This is a genomic window from Bacillus sp. NEAU-Y102 (assembly GCF_054788175.1).
Map to the genome: position 1 here is coordinate 186,950 of NZ_JBTWFK010000010.1, position 18,051 is coordinate 205,000.

The window sequence follows — 18,051 nt, forward strand, 5'->3', positions numbered from 1 at the left end:
TAAGAATGTTTGTTAACATGGTGATATCTTCACCATGTTAACAATTTTGATTTTAGCAAAAAATTTTGGAAATGTATATTTATTTTTCTTTCTATTAAAAATAATTAGAATTTTTATAATTAATTCTATGAGCGATAATTCACATGATCTTTCTAGTAAACTAGTAAGAAGAAGGGTACAATGATAAGAGTTGTGTCTGTAAAATAATAATTAATGGAGTTTTGTTTATAATGAAAAAGTTAAAATATCTTTTTGTTTTTGGTATTATACTTGCTGCTGCATTTTTTATAGGGAAAGATAAAATCATGCAAAAGGCGCAAGTTTTACGCTTAGAGTTTCTATCTGAAATGAAAGAAGCAGCTATGATTGAAGATGTTCCGTTTATTAAACAATTACCAGAATTACCTCGAGGATGTGAAGTGACAAGTTTAGCTATGTTGCTGCAATATAAAGGTGTACAAGTAGATAAGATGCAACTTGCTAGCGAAATTTATCGTGTTCCATTTGAACAAAATGGTTTGCGTGGAAATCCTTACGAGGGGTTTGTAGGAAATATTTATACAAAGGCAAAGCCTGGATATGGTGTATACAATAAACCAATCTTTGATTTAGCAGAAAAATATGTTCCTGAAAAAGTAATTAATTTAACAGGTAGAGACATGCAAGATATATATAAAGTAATTAGTTCTGGCTCCCCGGTATGGGTCATTATTAATACGACGTTTAAGCCGCTAGCTGAAAGTAGTTTTGAAACATGGAATACGAGTTCAGGCGAAGTGAAAATTACATATTATGAGCATAGTGCAGTAGTAATTGGATATGATCAAAACTTTGTATATGTAAATGATCCTCTGAAAAATAATCCACGTTTGGCTGTTCCACGAGCAGAATTTGAGAAAGCTTGGGAGCAAATGGGAAAACAAGCGATTACTATTTTATAATAAAGAAAAAGTCATCTTTTGGATGGCTTTTTCTTTTTGGTTTATCATATTTGAAAATTCAGAATATTCTTTTAAAAGTTAACAATTCACGTTATAATAACATTTAACTTGGTGAAGAAGGAGTGAAGGGGTATGGATGTTGCAAAGGAACTTGTTTTGTCAAAAAATCAGTTAGTTGAGTGGAGAAGGCATTTTCATAAGTATCCAGAGTTATCTTTTCAAGAAGAAAAAACATCGCAGTTTGTGTTCGATATACTTCGGAAATGCCCATATTTAGAAGTGTCACGGCCGGCTAAATATAGTGTGATGGCAAAGTTAGTAGGTAAACAGCCGGGCAAAACAGTTGCGGTTCGAGCCGATATGGATGCTCTTCCTATTCATGAAGAAAATGAGTTTGATTTTATTTCTACATATAAAGGTGTGATGCATGCGTGTGGTCATGATGGACATATAGCGATATTACTTGGGGTTGTATATAAGTTAGTAGAAGCAAGAGAGAAGATTAAAGGGGAGATTCGTTTTCTATTCCAACATGCTGAAGAAAATTTTCCTGGTGGTGCAGAGGAGATGATTGCGGCAGGTGTAATGGAAGGTGTGGATTATATCATTGGTGCTCACCTTTGGGCGTCGTTAGAGGTTGGGAAAATAGGCGTTATTTATGGTCCTGCAATGGCTGCACCGGATGTTTTTAAAATTAGGATAGAGGGAAAAGGTGGACATGCTGGAATCCCTCATGAAACGGTGGATAGTATCGCAATCGGTACACAAGTCGTTTCGCAACTTCAGCAAATTGTATCTCGCCTCACGAATCCATTAGATTCTCTCGTAATATCCGTTACTCAATTTCATGCGGGGACAACTCATAATGTAATACCAGAGCAAGCGGAGATTGAAGGGACAGTGAGAAGTTTAAGACATGAGTTACGAGGTGAAACAGAGAAGAAGATTGAGCGGATTGTGAAGCATATTACGGAATCTTACGGAGCGAAATATACGTTTTCTTATGAATATGGATATCGACCAGTTGTAAATAATTATGAAGTTACAGAGCTTATTGAACAAACGGCATTACAACTTTATGGAAGAGATAGAGTTGTTCGTTTGCAGCCGACGATGGCTGGAGAAGATTTTTCAGCGTTTTTACAAAAGGCACCAGGGACATTCTTTTTTATCGGAGCGGGAAATAAAGAGAAAGGTATTATATATCCTCATCATCATCCTCGTTTTACAATTGATGAAGATGCATTACCGATTGGAGTGGAAGTCTTTGTATCAGCCATTATGAATTTTATAAGTAAAGGAGAATGAGATGAAGAAAATACACATCTTAGCGCTTATTCCAGTACTTTGTTTAGTAGTTGGGCCAATATTTGCGAATTCAGTTACTCCTTACGTATTAGGGATGCCATTTTTATTATTTTGGGTATTATTATCAGTGTTTATTACATCTCTTTGTATGGGGCTTGTGTACGTGTTTGATCCTGCTAATAAGGAGGATGTAAAATGACTGCATTACTTATTATTATTTTATTTTTGTTTCTCGCACTATTTTTAGGGATTCGGGCACAACATGGAAAAGATATGAATTTAGAGCAATGGTCAGTTGGGGGAAGAGGATTTGGCACTATTTTTGTTTTTCTCCTGATGGCAGGTGAGATTTATACGACGTTTACATTTTTAGGGGGAAGCGGCTGGGCGTATAGTAAAGGAGCACCTACCTTTTATATTTTGGGATATGGTGCTTTAGCTTATCTTTTATCGTATTTTTTATTACCACCAATTTGGAAGTATGCGAAAGAGCATAACCTTGTTTCGCAGTCGGATTTTTTTGCGAAGAAATATAGAAGTAAAGCGCTTGGACTTATTGTTTCAGTTGTTGGTGTTGTTTCCATCATCCCATATCTTGTTTTACAGTTAAAGGGACTGGGGATTATCGTTTCAGAAGCTTCTTACGGAAGGGTGTCACCTGTTGTTGCAGTATGGATTGGTGCTATTGTTATAACTATATATGTAATGGTTTCAGGTATACACGGTTCGGCTTGGACGGCTGCTTTGAAGGATATTATGATACTGTTTATCGTTATGTTTTTAGGTATATATTTACCGTATCATTATTATGGAGGATTTCAGCCTATGTTTGAGGCTGTAGAAGCAGCGAAGCCGGGATTTTTATCTTTACCTGAAGAAGGAATGAGTATTTCTTGGTTTGTTTCTACTATTATATTAACGGCCCTAGGTTTTTATATGTGGCCTCATACATTTGCTTCTGCTTTTTCTGCAAAAAATGAAAAAGTATTTCGTAAAAATGCAGCAATTATGCCATTGTATTCTTTAGTGTTACTTTTCGTATTTTTTGCAGGGTTTGCTGCTATATTGCAAGTTCCTGGGTTAAAGGGAGCGGATGTGGATCTTTCGTTATTCCGTCTTGCTTTACAAACTTTTGATCCTTGGTTTATTGGAATTATTGGTAGTGCGGGAGTATTAACGGCGTTAGTTCCAGGCTCTATGCTTGTTATGGCGGCTTCTACACTGTTAGCGAAAAATATTTATCGAACGATGGTTCCATCTGCTTCAGATAGACAAGTTGCTAAAGCTGCAAAGTTATTTGTACCTGTAGTAACGCTCGTAGCAGTTTTATTTACATTTAAAGGAGGAGAAACAATAGGAGCCCTTCTGTTAATGGGATACAGTATCGTTACACAACTTTTCCCTGCACTTGTTTGTAGTTTGTTTCCACGCCAGGTTATTACGAAGCAAGGAGCGATTGCAGGAATGGGAATGGGGTTATTAGTTGTTGCATATATCACTTTATCGGGCTCTAATATAGCTACGATGTTTCCGAGTTTTCCGCAGTCTATAAAAGATTTAAATGTAGGTATAGTCGCATTGTTAATTAATATGATTGTGATGTTTGTAGTTAGTGGATTTACAAAAAGTGTATCTATAAAGAAAAACAGCATAATAGTAGAAAAGTAATTCGTTTATTAGAGCTATCTTTGAAAAGAGATAGCTCTTTTTTGTATATATTTTCTTCTATTAGCGGAATCTAACTAAAAACTTGTTGAAAAGGAAGTTAGGTGGGGAAATTGTTAGAGCTTGAAGGTAACTTATTTGAAGTTATGAAAGAAATTAGGGATGAGTTAGGTTCACCTAATGATTTAACAATTAGAGAAGTTGCTCTTGCTGGGAGTTTTACACGTTGTGCGGTTGTGTTTTTATGTGGATTAACAGACAAGGATAATGTTTATAAATATGTCGTTCGTACGCTGCAATACGAAGAAATTCCAAGTGAGGAAGCCGTTGTTCAAACGTTATTGGATCGTTTTATTTCTATCGCAGAAGTGGGTGTAAAGACGAAGTTTCCAGACATTATGAATGCGATTTTAGCGGGAGATACAGTTATATTAATTGATAATATTCAAACTGCTATCGTTATTAATAGTAGGGCTTGGGAAAAAAGAAGTTTAGAACCACCAGTAACTGAAGATTTAATACGTGGACCGAGGATCGGATTAAATGAAGATATTAATGTGAATAAAATGTTAATCCGACGTAGTTTACGTGACCCAAAGCTGAGATTTCAATCTTATATTATAGGGAAGAGATCCCAAAAAGAAGTAACTTTAGTATATGTAGAAGACGTTATTAATCCTTACATTGTAAAAGAGTTAGATCGGCGTCTTCAATCAATAGTGACAGATGTCGTTTTTGAGACGGGAACGATTGAGCAATTAATTCAAGATAATAATTTGTCACCGTTTCCACAATTTTTGAACACAGAAAGGCCTGATAATATTGTGGCCTCATTAATGAAAGGTAAGGCGGCTATTTTAGTGGATGGATCACCGTTTGCTCTCATTGCGCCATTAGTATTTGTTGATATTTTTCAATCTGTGGAAGATCATTATGAGCGTTGGGTAATTGGGACTTTATTAAGAATTTTGCGGATGGGTTCTGGTATAATTGCGATTTTAATGCCAGCGATGTATGTAGCGCTCGTCTCATATCATCAAGGACTTATTCCTTCTAAATTGGCTTATTCAATTGCTGGAGCAAGAGAAGGGGTTCCGTTTCCTGCATATATTGAAACGTTAATGATGGCATTAACGATGGAGCTAATACGAGAAGCAGGAATTAGGTTGCCGAAACCGATGGGGCAAACAATTGGGATTGTAGGTGGTCTTGTAATTGGAGAAGCAGCGGTGAACGCAGGAATTGTAAATCCGTTTTTAGTTATCATTATTGCGGTTACAGCTATCGCTACCTTTTCTCTCCCTGTATATAGCATTACGATCACGTTTCGTATTTTACTTTTCGTCTTTGTGTTAGCAGCAACTGCTTTTGGGTTGTATGGAATCATTCTAGCTCTTATTGCGCTTGCTGTTCATATTACAAATTTAACAAGTGTTGGTGTACCGTATACAACTCCAATTGCTCCTGCATTTTATAAAGATTGGAAAGAAGAGTTTATTCGCATGCCAAAATCAATGTTGAAAGATCGACCAGAATATTTACAAACGAAAGATTCTACAATACGTCCAAAGGAGCGAAAATAATTGAAACCATTTGAGTATGGCGATGAAGAGATTGGATCTCGGGAAATTGGGTTTGCAGTATCGTCGACCATCATTGGCATAGGGGCATTGTCTATGCCAAGAGATATCGCTAACCAAACTTTATTTTCGGACGGTTGGATTATTTTACTTTTGGGTGGATTGGTATGTGCAGTTTTAGGCTGGTTTGTAACGAGGGTAGCTATCTTATTTCCGAAACAAAACTTTGTTCAATATACAAGTGCACATTTGACAAAGCCTGTTGCATACACAATTAGTAGTATTTTAGTATTAACGTTTGCTGCTTTGACAGCATATGAATCGCGAATGATTTCAATTATTTCTCAAACGTATTTATTTAGTGAGACACCGATACAACTACTGTCTTTCTTCTTCTTACTAGTTGTTATTTACGGAATAGCAGGATCAAGAGCAGCCTTATTAAGGTTAAATGTTCTATTTTTACCTATTGTTTTAATTGCGATAATGCTTCTTTCTTTATTAAATATAAATTTAATGGAAATAAACAATTTATTTCCAGCTTTTCAAACGGAAGTAAGTCAATACGCTGTTGGGGTTAAAAATTCTATATTCACATTTATTGGATTTGAGGTAGCTCTGTTTTATGCTGTGTTATTGAATGATAAGACAGCGAAAAAGGCACCAATGGCAGTTGCAAAAGCCGTGATAGTAAATGTGCTCTCATACATTTTAATTTATGTAACTTGTATTAGTGTTTTTACGTATATGACAACTCGTGGATTGACATATCCAACGATTGAATTAGGGAAAGAAATTGAGATTGGTGGAGGTTTTTTAGAAAGGTTTGATGCGATTTTTTTTACGACTTGGATTATTACTATTTATAATACTACAGCAATGTACTATGACGTCGCATCTTTATTGTTTTGTGCCATGTTTCCGAAAGTGAAGAAACATATTTTTATTTTCGGAAGCGCGCCTATAATTTTTATGCTGAATATGCTTCCTGGCAATTTAGATACGTTATCAAGTTACGGAACGTATTTAGCCTGGATAGATATGGGGTTTGTCGTGTTAGCTCCTTTGTTAGTTTTTATTGTATATAAAATAAAAAGAAGGAATGGTAGAAATGAAAAACCTTCTTAAAATTATAATGGTTATGATTTTAGCTGGATTTATAAGTGGGTGTTCTGAACTAGAAGAAATAGAAGAAAGAGGATTTGTAGTAGGCGCAGCTTACGATATTGTGAAGAAAAAGAAAACAAATCCGATTATAAAAGGGACGTATCAGATGGTACTTCCCAGTAAGTTAGCACAACAAGGTGGACAGGGGGATGGAGATAGTGAAAATTATATTAATGTGAGTGCAAAAGCAGATAGTGTCTTTGAGCAAATCCGAATTATTGCTAAAAAAATTAGTCGAACATTATTTTTTCCACATATACAAGTGATTATTTTTTCGGAAGAATTACTGGCGAATCCGTATGTTTTGCAAAATACGTTAGATGTATATATTCGTGATCATGAAATGAGAAGAAATATTCGTTTGTTTGTTTCAAAGAAAAATGCAGAATCTATTTTAAAACAGAGTGCAAAACCTGAAAATTTACCGGCGCAGTATATTGATATGTTAGCTGAACATCCTCCGAAAAACGCTCAAATGATTGAGGCGGCGAGAATTGGTGAAGTGCAGGGGAAAATGATTGCAAATCGAAGTTTTGCATTACCTCTTTTAGGGCTAACAAAACAAGGGGTGCAAATGGAAGGAGCGGCATTGGTTCGTGGAAAGGATAATAAGTGCGTTGGAATTTTGAGTGGAGAACAAACATTAGGAATGAACTATATAATAGGTAAAAAAATTGGAGGTTTCTTTACTGTTCGTAAAAAGAATCAGCTTATTACATATGAAATTCATAAGTTGCGCCGAAAGATCCAGGTGTCTACTGAAAATGCTACAAAACCGAAATTTGATATTCATTTGTCCACAGAAGGCATATTAGCTGAGTTGCATTTTAATGAACCGAAACAAGTGATGAGTGAAAAGCTTTTAAAGAAAGAGATTTCAAAGGAAATGACGAAGCGTATTGAAAAGTCTATACAACTTGTTCAAAAAAAATATAAGGTAGATGTATTGGAATTAGGAGAGGTATATAAGAGGCATAATTATAAAGAGTGGAAAAAAATTAGTAAGAATTGGGATCAAGGTCAGAATTATTTTAGTAATGCTGAAATTAATGTTCATGTTGATCCGACAATTGAACATTCAGGTTCAGCTTTACCGAAGAAAGTGAAATAAGGTGATGTAAGTTGTTTACGGGTTTAGGGATTAGTTGCACGATATTAATGGCAGTTCTTCCAGGAGCTATATATTTTATTCATAAAAAACTCACAACGTATGGAGCACAGCCGTGGAATACTGATGTACAAAAAAAGAAACCTGAATGATTTTCAGGTTTCTTTCGTGCAAAGCAAACGTGAAGGGGGATACCTTCTATGTATGCTTTGCTTTATACAAGCCCTAACCAATGTACCAATTGTGTAGAGAGGAATGTAACAACAATGGCGATAACGGTAGGGATTGCAAACGATAAGAATGTCCATTTTGCACTTTTTGTTTCTTTATATATGTTAACCAATGTTGTTCCACACGGGAAATGAAGAAGTGAGAACAACATTGTGTTTAACGCTGTTAACCAAGTCCAACCATTTTCTAGGAATAGATTTTTAATTTGATTAAAATCATCTATTTCAGTTAAAGCCCCAGTTGATAAGTAAGACATTAATAAAATTGGGATTACAATTTCATTAGCGGGTAGTCCAAGAATGAATGCAGCTAGAATAAACCCGTCAAGTCCTAACATTTTAGCAAATGGATCTAGGAAGTTTACAAAATACATAAGTAAGCTTGTGTCACCGATAAAAATGTTAGCAAGTAACCAAGTTAATGCAGCCGCAGGGGCAGCAACAACTATAGCTCGTTTTAAAACATAGATTGATTTATCGAGTGTTGCGCGAACAATTGTATTCCAAACTTTTGGCTTGCGGTACGGAGGTAACTCAAGTGTGTAGTGAGTTGGAACCCCTTTTAAGGCTGTTTTTGATAGTACCCAAGAAACAGTTAATGTCATAATAACACCAATTACAACCATTCCAACTACAACGCCAGCAGTAACCAATGTTTGCATACTGCCTGTATAACCAGCAGCCATAAATAGTGAAGCCATTAAAATTAGCATAGGCCAGCGACCGTTACAAGGAACGAAGTTGTTCGTTAAAATTGCTAGCATACGTTCACGTGGTGATTCAATGATACGTGTTGACATAATGGCTGCTGCATTACAACCAAATCCCATTGCCATTGTTAAAGATTGTTTCCCGTGTGCGCCGGATCGTTTGAATAAGCGGTCCATATTAAACGCGACACGTGGTAAGTATCCGTAGTTTTCTAATAGCGCGAACATAGGGAAAAAGATTGCCATAGGTGGTAACATAACGCTAATAACAGCACCGATACCACGGAATAAACCAAGTATTAAAATGCCATGTAACCATTCAGGTGCATGCGCTGCTTGGAACCAAGATGTTAAATATCCTTCGGCCCATCCGAAGAATTCGGCAATCATATCAGATGGTACGTTAGCACCTGCGATTGTAAGATAAAAAATAATAGATAAAATACCGAGCATAATTGGGAATCCCCAGATTGGAGATGTGAAAATTTTATCTAGTTTTTCGGAACGATATAATTTATCAGTATTTGTATATTGGACGGATTCTTTACATATGCTTGCAGATGTTCGATAAATATCTCCGACTATATCATCTCGTATATCTTCTTTTGAAAGTGTTTGTGCATGTTGAATAATATAGTCTAATGGAAGAGCTTTACTGGCTGAGTGAGATTCCATTAATTACGACCTCCCTTACAAGTGGTTCATTATGGTGTTTTTGAAGTGTAGTTAAGAAATTTTTATCTCCATCCAATATACGTAACGCAATCCAACGTGCTGGATACGTATCACCGAACACCTTATAAATTTGTGGTTCTAATTCTTGAATCATATTTTCAATTTTTTCGCTGTAAGTAATTTTAATTGGTGTTGGAATTAGTTTTTTATTTGCTACTTTTGCAATAACATTTAGTAAATGACCAATGCCTACTCGGTTACGTGCTGAAATTTTAACTACAGGTACACCAAGTGATTTTGCTAATTTTTTTTCATCAATAACAATACCTTTTTTCTCGGCTTCATCAATTAAGTTAATGCAAATGACTACATTGTTTGTCATTTCCATCACTTGGAGTGCTAAATTTAAATTTCTTTCCATAGCAGTTGCGTCTATGACAACTACAGTTACTTCTGGTTTTTCAAATATAATATAATCCCTCGCCACTTCTTCGTCCGCGGAATTTGAGTATAGTGAGTAAGTTCCAGGTAAATCTATTAATGTATAAGTACTTCCGTTATGTTCATATTCTCCTTCAGCTTTTAAAACAGTTTTTCCTGTCCAATTTCCAGTATGTTGTTTTAAACCTGTCAAAGTATTAAATAATGTACTTTTCCCGGTATTCGGGTTGCCAGCTAAAGCAATACGATGTTTGCTCATCTGAAATCATCTCCTATTAATACCCCGAAAATAAGGGAACTTTCTTCTTTTCGCAGTGCAATAGTTGTGTTGCTCACTTGATAGGCGACCGGATCTCCAAGTGGACTGCGTTGCAATACTTTAATCGTTGCCCCAGGGATAAATCCCAAATCTAATAAACGTCGTTTCATAGTTCCTTCTAATTGTATCTTCTCAATTTGTACAAATTCCCCTGTTTTAAAATCGGAAAGGGGTTTAGTATTAGCCGATACCATAAAAGTTACCTCTTCTCTATATTGTTAGTGTTAGTTTAAAAAGTTTCCTTAGGTAAACTTTTTGTTAGTAATATAGTAGACTACATTGGATGATGCTGTCAATTAGTACTTTAAAAATATTCATTTAATTTTAGAATTGTTCCAATTTATTTAGTTGTACTAAAAAATATTACTGAAATTCTTTTTAATGTGCATAAATTAGGCGTGTAAAAGTTACAAAATACAGCGGAATTGTAAATATAACTTTAACTAAAAGGGAAAAAGAGAGAAAAACATTTACATTGAATTTACATTGTTAAGAATAAATTTACATTACAGCATAGTTAGTGTGGTTTTTGTTGGATTCTTTAACTGCAAATGTTGGGATTCATAGATTTTAAGGGTTATTATCGTCATTTACTTAAAATTAAAAATTGCTTAACACTCACATAATATTGTTGTCCTACAATGAATTTGTGTTCGAAAGAAAATGAATTCGAAAAGTGATAATCCAAATGGGGGTACAAGACATGGTTATGAAAAAAGGTATTAAATTCTCTTTAGCAGCTTTAGTGGTAGCAGGAGCATTAGTTGGGTGTGGAAAAGCAGAAGATACAACTAGTAAAGAAACTGCTAAAGGAAGCGATAATACAAAACAAGAATTATCGGGTACGATTGCAGCAGCTGGTTCTACAGCTCTTCTACCTCTTGCGGAGGAAGCTGGAAAGAAATTCATGGAGAAAAATTCAAAAGTTTCTATTCAAGTTCAAGGTGGCGGTAGTGGAACTGGGATTAACCAAGTAGCATCTGGTGCAGTGCAAATTGGTAATTCAGATGTTCCGTCCGGAGATAAAATAAAAGATGCTGAAAAGGCGAAAGAATTAGTAGATAACAAGGTAGTGGGTATTGCATTCGCTCTTGTTGTAAATAAAGATGTAAAAGTTGATAACTTAACAGTGCAACAAGTACAAGATATCTTCACTGGAAAAGTAACAAACTGGAAAGAAGTAGGCGGAAAAGATGAAAAAATCAACGTAATTAATCGTCCAGCTTCATCTGGTACACGTGCTACATTCGAAAAAACAATTATGAAAGACGCAAAAATCAATGATGGAACTGGAACAACACAAGATTCTAACGGTGCAGTAGAGCAAGCTATCAATTCTACTCCAGGTTCAGTAAGCTATTTAGCAATGTCTTACATGGTGGGTGATAAAAAAGGTGCACTGCAAACAGTGAAAATTGATGGTGCTGATCCAAAAGTTGAAAACATTGCGTCTGGTAAATATCCATTCTGGTCTTACGAGTATATGGTAACAAAAGGTGAAGCGAAAGAAGCAACAAAAGCTTACATCGATTATGTAAAAGGTAAAGACTTTGAAAAGCAAGTAGAAGATATGGGCTACATTCCAATGTCTAAATTAAATAAGTAATCAAATTTATGGGGCTGGCTGCAAGGCCAGTCCTGTTCATTTCAATCTGTGAAGTGGGGTCTGTCCTGTGATGAAGGGGAAAAAACAAATTAATTACGTGAAAAGTGAATATATAGGAAGATCACTTGTTACGTTTTGTGGTATTTTTATTGTTTTAATTACATTAGCTATTATTGCGTTTATTTGTGGCAAAGGAATTCAATCTTTTACACAAAGTGGTATCTCGTTTACTGAGATGTTAACATCGACAAAATGGAATCCAAATGCTGATCAAGGATCTTTTGGGGCTTTAATTTTTATTGTAGGTTCAACAGTGGTTTCGTTAGGTGCGGTTATTATTAGTGCACCAATTGCTATAGCTCTGGCTATATTCATGAATTTAATTTCGCCGAAGTTTGGAAATAAAGTATTGAAGCCTGTTTTAGAATTATTAGTCGGTATTCCGTCAGTAGTATACGGATTATTAGGGGTTACGATTTTAGTTCCGTTATTACGTGATTCGTTCGGGGGAGTGGGCTTTAGTTTAATTGCGGGTATCGTTGTATTAAGTATTATGATTTTACCTACTATTGCTAGTATCGCTTCTGATGCAATACGCTCTGTTCCATTTGATTATTTAGAAGCTTCTTATGGCCTAGGATCAACGAAATGGCAAGCAATTAGCCGAGTGATTGTTCCTGCTGCGAAAAAAGGAATTTTAACAGGTGTTGTTTTAGGTTTAGCGCGAGCTTTTGGTGAAGCGCTAGCCGTTCAAATGGTAATCGGGAATACGATTAAATTACCAGAAGGAATATATAGTCCGACAGCAACGTTAACTGGTATTTTGACAATGGACATGACAAATACATTGAACGGAACTGCTTGGAATAATGCGCTATGGACTTTAGCGATGATTTTACTTGTTATTTCATTCCTGTTTATTTTAGTAATTCGAGCGATTGGGCAAAGAGGTGAGCGATAATAATGAATGCAAGAACGGTAAATAAAGTTTGGACGGGTATCTTTTATGCGGTTGCGGCTTTGGTCGTAGCTATGCTAGTGTTCTTAGTGTTTGAAATTTTACAAAAGGGATGGGGTTTTTGGGATCCTAATTTCTTGTTTGGAGAACCAAGTAATACAAGAGCTGGTGGTGGGATTGGTCCGCAGTTATTCAATTCATTCTACATGCTTGTTATAACGCTTATTATATCTATTCCTCTTGGACTAGGTGCTGGAATATATTTAGCAGAGTATGCAAAACAAGGGCGCTTTTTAAATTTTGTTCGTTTATGCATTGAGACAATGGCGTCTTTACCATCTATTGTTGTTGGTTTATTTGGTTTGTTAGTGTTCGTTACAATGACAGGCTGGGGATACACAGTAATGGGTGGTGCTCTTGCTTTAACTATTTTAAACTTACCAGGTTTAACACGTGTTTGTGAAAATGCTATTTCAGAAGTGCCTCATAATGTAAAAGAGGCAAGTCTTGGATTAGGTGCAACAAAGTGGCAAACAATCGTTCGTATTATTATCCCATCGTCATTACCGCAAATTATTACAGGGATTATTTTAGCGGCGGGTCGTATATTTGGGGAAGCGGCAGCATTAATTTACACAGCGGGTTTAACATCTCCGATTTTAAATTCAGCAGCGGACTTCTCGAGTCCTGCGCATCCTTTAAATCCGTTTAGACCAGCTGAAACGTTAGCAGTTCATATTTGGAAGTTAAATTCTGAAGGGTTTATTCCAGATGCGAAGTTGATTGCGACAAAATCTGCAGCTGTATTAATTATTATGGTATTACTATTCAATGTCATTTCACGCTTGATAGCATCTGTATTGCATAAGCGCTTTACAGGAACGAAAAGAAAAAGTAAAACGACGAAGAAGATAAAAGCGGCATAAGTTACAAAGGAGAACTCTCTATTTATAAGTAGAGGGTTCTTTTTGCATTTTAATATAGAAGGAAAAGGTATAGCGCTTGTTGAATTTGTAATTCGTTATATAGATAAAGAGGTGAAAATGAGGGAGTGGATTTAATTTGTTTTTTCTGCAAATGTCAGGTTTTCCAGGGGCGGGAAAATCCACAGTTTCTAAGTATATAGCGAAGTTAACAGGTGCTATAATTGTAGATCATGACGTTTTGAAATCAGCATTGTTAAAATCACTAGAAGTGAAAGGTATTGAATCAACGATAGTTGGTGGACTTGCATATGATGCTGAATGGGCATTGATTGATTCTTATTTAGAACAAGGGCATAGTGTTATATTGGATAGTCCATGTTTATATGAGGGAATGGTTGAAAAAGGGATTAAATTATCAAATAAACATGGTGTGAAATATAAATATATTGAGTGTTATCTTAATGATATGGAAGAGATTAATGCGAGACTGCAAACACGTAAGCGTATGATTAGTCAAATTGAAAAAGTGAGGTCGGAAGTAGGTTTTAAAAAGTGGTTAAATGGTAGTAAGAAACCTTTAAATAGTGAATATCTTATTGTGGATTCTAGTGAACCTCTAGAGCGGTATGCGGAAAACATGATAGATTATATGAGTAGATAGAGAAAAGGCGTTATCTTCATTCGTGAAGATAACGCCTTTTGGTTTTAAATATCGGGTGTTTCTGTAGAAGTGCTTATTTTTCTACGGGAGCGCCTTTTTTTTCCGATTTTATCTAATAGTTCATACATAACTGGAACGACTACTAATGTAAGAACAGTTGAGACTGCTAAACCACCGATGACAACTACGGCTAAACTTTTTGATACCATACTTCCTGCTTGCGATTGACCGAATAAGAGTGGTAGCATAGCGACGATTGTTGTTATAGCCGTCATAATAATTGGACGTAGTCTAGTAGAACCTGCTTCCAGTAAGGCTTCTCTCGTTTCCAGTCCGTGTTCCCGATTTTGTTGGACCCTTTCTATTAATACAATAGCGTTTGTAACGACAATCCCGATTAACATTAATGCACCGATTAAGGAATTTACATCAACAGGTGTTCGTGAAATGATTAATCCTAAAATACCACCGACAGCAGCTAATGGCAGGGAGAATAAGATTGCAAAAGGAGCACGTGCTTGCCCGAAGGTGATAACCATAATTAAATATACAATCCCGATTGCGATCCCCATAATTTTAAATAAATCTGTAAAATTCTCTTGCATAGATTCAGTAGCTCCTGCGATATTTACTTTTGCACCGCTAGGTAAATCTAAGTCATTTATCGCTTTATTTACTTCTGTGTTTACTTTACTTAAATCTTTATTTGAAGCTTCGGCGGTAATTTGAATTGTTTCTTTTCCGTCTTTATGGAAAATTTCTGTTTGTGTTTGTTTTTCTGAAATAGATGCGATGTCTTTTAAAGGAATTGGTCCATTAATAGGTGATAGTAAGTTTGTGTTTAAAATATCGTCTTGTTTATTTATGTTTTCCTTTTTGTGTTCTATCATAATAGTAGTTTTTTCATTATTAATTGTAATTTCGCCAATAGGCGATCTCTTCATAAGGAATGCTACTTGTTGCGCAGCTATTTCTGGTGTTAAGCCTAGTTGTTCAGCCTTTGTTTGATCAATATGAATTTGCCATTCTTTCTTAGAGTATTCTAAATTCGTTTTTACTTTAGAAAGATTATCCATGCTTTTTAGTTTTGTTTCGACGATAGTAGCCGTCTCTTTTAAATTCCCTTCGTTAGTAGCTGTTATGTTAAATTGCAAATTGTTTCCGCCGCCAGAGCTTGAATAACTTGTTTTTATATAATCCAGTTCAGCAGGCTCGAAAGTTTTATTTTCCTTTTTTAACTCTTTAATATATTGATCAATATCAGAACCTTTTTTAAAGACTACAAATATACTAGCAAGGTTATTTTTAGTTGTTTGCCCCCATTGTGCATCTTCTGCGCTAGATCCCATTCGTAAAATAACGTCTGTTACATCTGAATTAGAAAGTAATTTCTTTTCGAAATCGAATGCTTTTTGTTTTTGAGCTTCAGCATTATAATCGGCTGGAAATGTCATGTTAATAGATAACATTGTGTCGTCCTCAGATTTTATGTTTGCTTTCGGTAGTAATATATAGGCTGCAATTGATCCTGCAAATAATAAAAATGCAGTAAGTAGAATAATGAATTTATGAGAAAGAGACCACTTTAAGGTAGCAACATATCGTGATGAAGAACTTGGCTTTCGATGCTTTGTTTTTTTGAGTAGTAAAAAAGCCATAAGTGGAACAACTGTTAGTGCAACGATTAAGGATGATAGAATAGAATATACAACTGCTAATACCATAGGTAACATTAATTTTCCGATTGCTCCTGATACGAGGCCGATAGGTAAAAAAACAGCGACCGTTGTTAAAGTAGAAGAAGTAATTGCGACGGCGACCTCTTTCGTTGCATCAAGAATAATATTTTTAGAGAAAGAATCTTTTTGTAAACGGCGGAAAATATTCTCGATGACAACGATACTATCATCGACGAGACGTCCAACCGCAACAGCTAAACCACCAAGGGTTAAAATGTTAAGTGTGATGTTAGATTGATGTAGTAAAAAGAGTGTTAATAAAATAGATAATGGAATACTGACAACAGCGATGAGTGTTGTTCGGAAGTTACGTAAAAAGATTAAGATAATTAGAGTTGCAGCGATTGCTCCAAGTATTACTTCTTTTCCCATGCTAGTAACAGCATTTTCAACTTGTTCATGGGTTGAAGCCAAAAGTTTAATAGAAAATTGATCTTTATATTCCTTATTTATCTCTTTAACTTTTTTATCAATCTCTTTTCCGATGGCAACTGCATTTTTACTCGGTTCTTTCATGATGATTAACCCTGTGCCTTCTTCGCCGTTTATATGTGAGATTGTATCGTAGTGTTGTTTGATTTCGATTTGAGCAATGTCTTGTAATTTCACTTGGGGTGCCACAGTGATGTTTTTAATGTCATTTACATTTTTTATGTCCCCGATGACGCGGAGGTTGTATTCTTCCTGATTAACAGTAATTGCCCCGGCTGGAGTAGAAGTTTCTTTTCCTTGTAAAACAGTTAGTACCTGCTGTGATGTTACGTTTTTGTTTTTTAATTGGTTCGGATCAAGTACGATAGATAATTCAGAGGTTGATTTTCCGAAAAACATAACGTTGGCAACACCATCAATGTTTTCGAGTTGTGGTACGATTTCTTTTTCAATTTGTTTTTCATCTGCTTTTGAAAAACCGTTTTGTTTCTGGATAGTAATTTGGGCGAGTGGAATCATAGAAGTGTTTAATTGACTAACTACGGGCTTGGTTACATCTTTAGGTAATTTAATTGTATTGACGGCTTTTTCGACTTCGCGTGCTGCATCTTTCATGTTTGCTTTTGATGTATATGCAATGTCGATACGTGATAATCCCTCGTGCGTAGAAGAAGTGATGGTATCGATATGTTCCAAATTACGAAATTGTTTTTCGAGAGGGTCAGTTACGTCTTTTGTCATCGTTTCAGCGTCAAGTCCCTGAGATAAGGTTGTGACGGTGATTGCTGGATTATCGATACTTGGCAAAAATTCCATAGGTAATTTAGAGCCGGAATAAACACCGAGTATGGAAATGAGAAAAATCATGATGATAATGGCGGAGCGGTTTTTTAATGAAAACTTTGTTAACCTATCCATAAAATAATTCCTCCATTGCTTTATTTATAGTTGAATACGTCCTTTCTTACTATATAACAAAAAATGGATATCTTTCATTAATTAAATGTAAAAAAATTCTAATAATATTCTTAAGTTTATATTTGCGTTGGAATGTTGTTATTTGTAGGGAATTAAATTTTTGAATGGGAAGGAAGGGATTAATGCGCGTGGTTGGCTATTTAATTGGGATGTAATTTTTTCTTACGGCTAATTTATATCGCTATTCTATAGAAGGATAATTATTATAAATTTTTATATAGAAGAGAATGAAAATCTGGGAAGGTATTGTGAAATGCAATTTGGTTGAATGAAGTGTAGTAGTATACAATCAGAATAACTATTCTTAGTAGAAAGGATAACAGTTCTTTTTATAGAAAAAGTAGGATAGATAATTTTTTTGTGCTTTTTATAAAAAACACTTGTTATTTAAAAAACATGATGGTATATTAATAAACGTCGCTGATGCGGAAACGCAGAAAAACGACAAAAAAGAAATTTTAAAACTTAGTTGACATCGAAAAATGAAGATGTTAATATGATGAAGTCGCTTCTGAAGCGGCGGACAAGTTCTTTGAAAACTGAACGAAACAAACAACGTGAAACGTCAATTTTTATTTTTAGATGCTAGACAAACTAACTTTATTGG

Annotated in this window: 16 protein-coding genes and 1 rRNA gene (1 of these 17 running past the window's edge); 13 read left to right on the forward strand and 4 right to left on the reverse strand. The window is 35.3% G+C overall.

Annotation, left to right across the window (positions count from 1 at the left end; all coding sequences use genetic code 11):
• The first annotated feature begins 230 nt into the window (after positions 1-230).
• The 8 genes from ACYFX0_RS23630 to ACYFX0_RS23665 all read left to right on the forward strand — a co-directional run bounded on the left by ACYFX0_RS23630 (position 231) and on the right by ACYFX0_RS23665 (position 7,921).
• Entirely contained in the window at positions 231-941 is a 711-nt protein-coding gene (locus ACYFX0_RS23630) for a C39 family peptidase (RefSeq protein WP_000734492.1), read from the forward strand.
• Between the two features lie 132 nt (positions 942-1,073).
• Positions 1,074-2,249 (forward strand): amidohydrolase, encoded by a 1,176-nt coding sequence (locus ACYFX0_RS23635; protein ID WP_460271972.1) that lies wholly within the window; start codon positions 1,074-1,076, stop codon positions 2,247-2,249.
• Position 2,250: 1 nt separating this feature from the next.
• Positions 2,251-2,448: a DUF3311 domain-containing protein gene (locus tag ACYFX0_RS23640; RefSeq protein ID WP_000719836.1), complete on the forward strand. Its 198-nt coding sequence runs from the start codon at positions 2,251-2,253 to the stop codon at positions 2,446-2,448.
• Complete coding sequence (locus ACYFX0_RS23645) at positions 2,445-3,917, forward strand: sodium:solute symporter family protein (protein ID WP_000125940.1); 1,473 nt, start codon at positions 2,445-2,447, stop codon at positions 3,915-3,917. The genes ACYFX0_RS23640 and ACYFX0_RS23645 overlap by 4 nt, the downstream gene beginning before the upstream one ends.
• Positions 3,918-4,018: 101 nt before the next feature.
• Positions 4,019-5,497, forward strand: coding sequence for a spore germination protein GerLA (gene gerLA / locus ACYFX0_RS23650; protein WP_003276720.1), 1,479 nt, complete (start codon positions 4,019-4,021; stop codon positions 5,495-5,497).
• Positions 5,498-6,622, forward strand: coding sequence for a spore germination protein GerLB (gene gerLB / locus ACYFX0_RS23655; protein ID WP_000802021.1), 1,125 nt, complete (start codon positions 5,498-5,500; stop codon positions 6,620-6,622). It abuts the gene before it with no gap.
• Complete coding sequence (gerLC, locus tag ACYFX0_RS23660) at positions 6,606-7,772, forward strand: spore germination protein GerLC (protein WP_042597170.1); 1,167 nt, start codon at positions 6,606-6,608, stop codon at positions 7,770-7,772. The genes gerLB and gerLC overlap by 17 nt, the downstream gene beginning before the upstream one ends.
• Before the next feature lie 11 nt (positions 7,773-7,783).
• Positions 7,784-7,921, forward strand: coding sequence for a hypothetical protein (locus ACYFX0_RS23665; protein WP_000493991.1), 138 nt, complete (start codon positions 7,784-7,786; stop codon positions 7,919-7,921).
• Positions 7,922-7,983: 62 nt separating this feature from the next.
• Here the strand turns inward: ACYFX0_RS23665 and ACYFX0_RS23670 are convergent, their stop codons facing one another.
• Genes ACYFX0_RS23670 through ACYFX0_RS23680 form a run of 3 tightly spaced genes read right to left on the reverse strand, consistent with a single transcriptional unit; the run spans position 7,984 to position 10,338 of the window.
• Positions 7,984-9,384, reverse strand: a complete 1,401-nt coding sequence (locus ACYFX0_RS23670; protein WP_000443602.1) for a nucleoside recognition domain-containing protein — start codon at positions 9,382-9,384, stop codon at positions 7,984-7,986.
• Complete coding sequence (locus ACYFX0_RS23675) at positions 9,362-10,084, reverse strand: FeoB small GTPase domain-containing protein (RefSeq protein ID WP_000033873.1); 723 nt, start codon at positions 10,082-10,084, stop codon at positions 9,362-9,364. Before ACYFX0_RS23675 ends, ACYFX0_RS23670 begins: the two co-directional genes overlap by 23 nt.
• Positions 10,081-10,338 carry a FeoA family protein gene (locus ACYFX0_RS23680; protein ID WP_000252988.1) on the reverse strand — a complete coding sequence of 86 codons (258 nt, stop codon included), beginning with the start codon at positions 10,336-10,338 and terminating at the stop codon, positions 10,081-10,083. The genes ACYFX0_RS23675 and ACYFX0_RS23680 overlap by 4 nt, the downstream gene beginning before the upstream one ends.
• A 509-nt stretch (positions 10,339-10,847) precedes the next feature.
• Between ACYFX0_RS23680 and ACYFX0_RS23685 the strand changes: the two genes are divergently transcribed.
• The 4 genes from ACYFX0_RS23685 (at position 10,848) to ACYFX0_RS23700 (ending at position 14,295) form a co-directional block, all read left to right on the forward strand.
• Positions 10,848-11,750 (forward strand): phosphate ABC transporter substrate-binding protein PstS family protein, encoded by a 903-nt coding sequence (locus tag ACYFX0_RS23685; protein ID WP_460271973.1) that lies wholly within the window; start codon positions 10,848-10,850, stop codon positions 11,748-11,750.
• Positions 11,751-11,820: 70 nt separating this feature from the next.
• A complete protein-coding gene (gene pstC / locus ACYFX0_RS23690) occupies positions 11,821-12,711 on the forward strand; it encodes a phosphate ABC transporter permease subunit PstC (protein WP_000676676.1) in 891 nt (296 codons plus the stop codon).
• Positions 12,712-12,713: 2 nt separating this feature from the next.
• On the forward strand, positions 12,714-13,634 hold the full coding sequence (pstA, locus tag ACYFX0_RS23695; protein WP_000994151.1) for a phosphate ABC transporter permease PstA: 921 nt from the start codon (positions 12,714-12,716) through the stop codon (positions 13,632-13,634).
• Positions 13,635-13,770: 136 nt separating this feature from the next.
• Positions 13,771-14,295 (forward strand): P-loop nucleotide/nucleoside kinase family protein, encoded by a 525-nt coding sequence (locus tag ACYFX0_RS23700; protein WP_000465748.1) that lies wholly within the window; start codon positions 13,771-13,773, stop codon positions 14,293-14,295.
• 44 nt (positions 14,296-14,339) lie between these two features.
• Here the strand turns inward: ACYFX0_RS23700 and ACYFX0_RS23705 are convergent, their stop codons facing one another.
• Entirely contained in the window at positions 14,340-17,384 is a 3,045-nt protein-coding gene (locus tag ACYFX0_RS23705; protein ID WP_000375600.1) for an efflux RND transporter permease subunit, read from the reverse strand.
• Positions 17,385-18,044: 660 nt separating this feature from the next.
• On the opposite strand from ACYFX0_RS23705, the gene ACYFX0_RS23710 reads away from it, so the two are divergent.
• Positions 18,045-18,051 (forward strand): 16S ribosomal RNA (locus tag ACYFX0_RS23710); it runs 1,545 nt beyond the window's last position.

Excerpts from the sequence above, each read along its gene's own strand:
- ACYFX0_RS23630 (WP_000734492.1), top strand. The coding sequence starts at position 231 with ATGAAAAAGTTAAAATATCTTTTTGTTTTTGGTATTATACTTGCTGCT.
- ACYFX0_RS23635 (WP_460271972.1), top strand. The coding sequence starts at position 1,074 with ATGGATGTTGCAAAGGAACTTGTTTTGTCAAAAAATCAGTTAGTTGAG.
- ACYFX0_RS23640 (WP_000719836.1), top strand. The coding sequence starts at position 2,251 with ATGAAGAAAATACACATCTTAGCGCTTATTCCAGTACTTTGTTTAGTA.
- ACYFX0_RS23645 (WP_000125940.1), top strand. The coding sequence starts at position 2,445 with ATGACTGCATTACTTATTATTATTTTATTTTTGTTTCTCGCACTATTT.
- gerLC (WP_042597170.1), top strand. The coding sequence starts at position 6,606 with ATGAAAAACCTTCTTAAAATTATAATGGTTATGATTTTAGCTGGATTT.
- ACYFX0_RS23670 (WP_000443602.1), bottom strand. The coding sequence starts at position 9,384 with ATGGAATCTCACTCAGCCAGTAAAGCTCTTCCATTAGACTATATTATT.
- ACYFX0_RS23675 (WP_000033873.1), bottom strand. The coding sequence starts at position 10,084 with ATGAGCAAACATCGTATTGCTTTAGCTGGCAACCCGAATACCGGGAAA.
- ACYFX0_RS23680 (WP_000252988.1), bottom strand. The coding sequence starts at position 10,338 with ATGGTATCGGCTAATACTAAACCCCTTTCCGATTTTAAAACAGGGGAA.
- ACYFX0_RS23685 (WP_460271973.1), top strand. The coding sequence starts at position 10,848 with ATGGTTATGAAAAAAGGTATTAAATTCTCTTTAGCAGCTTTAGTGGTA.
- pstC (WP_000676676.1), top strand. The coding sequence starts at position 11,821 with ATGAAGGGGAAAAAACAAATTAATTACGTGAAAAGTGAATATATAGGA.
- pstA (WP_000994151.1), top strand. The coding sequence starts at position 12,714 with ATGAATGCAAGAACGGTAAATAAAGTTTGGACGGGTATCTTTTATGCG.
- ACYFX0_RS23705 (WP_000375600.1), bottom strand. The coding sequence starts at position 17,384 with ATGGATAGGTTAACAAAGTTTTCATTAAAAAACCGCTCCGCCATTATC.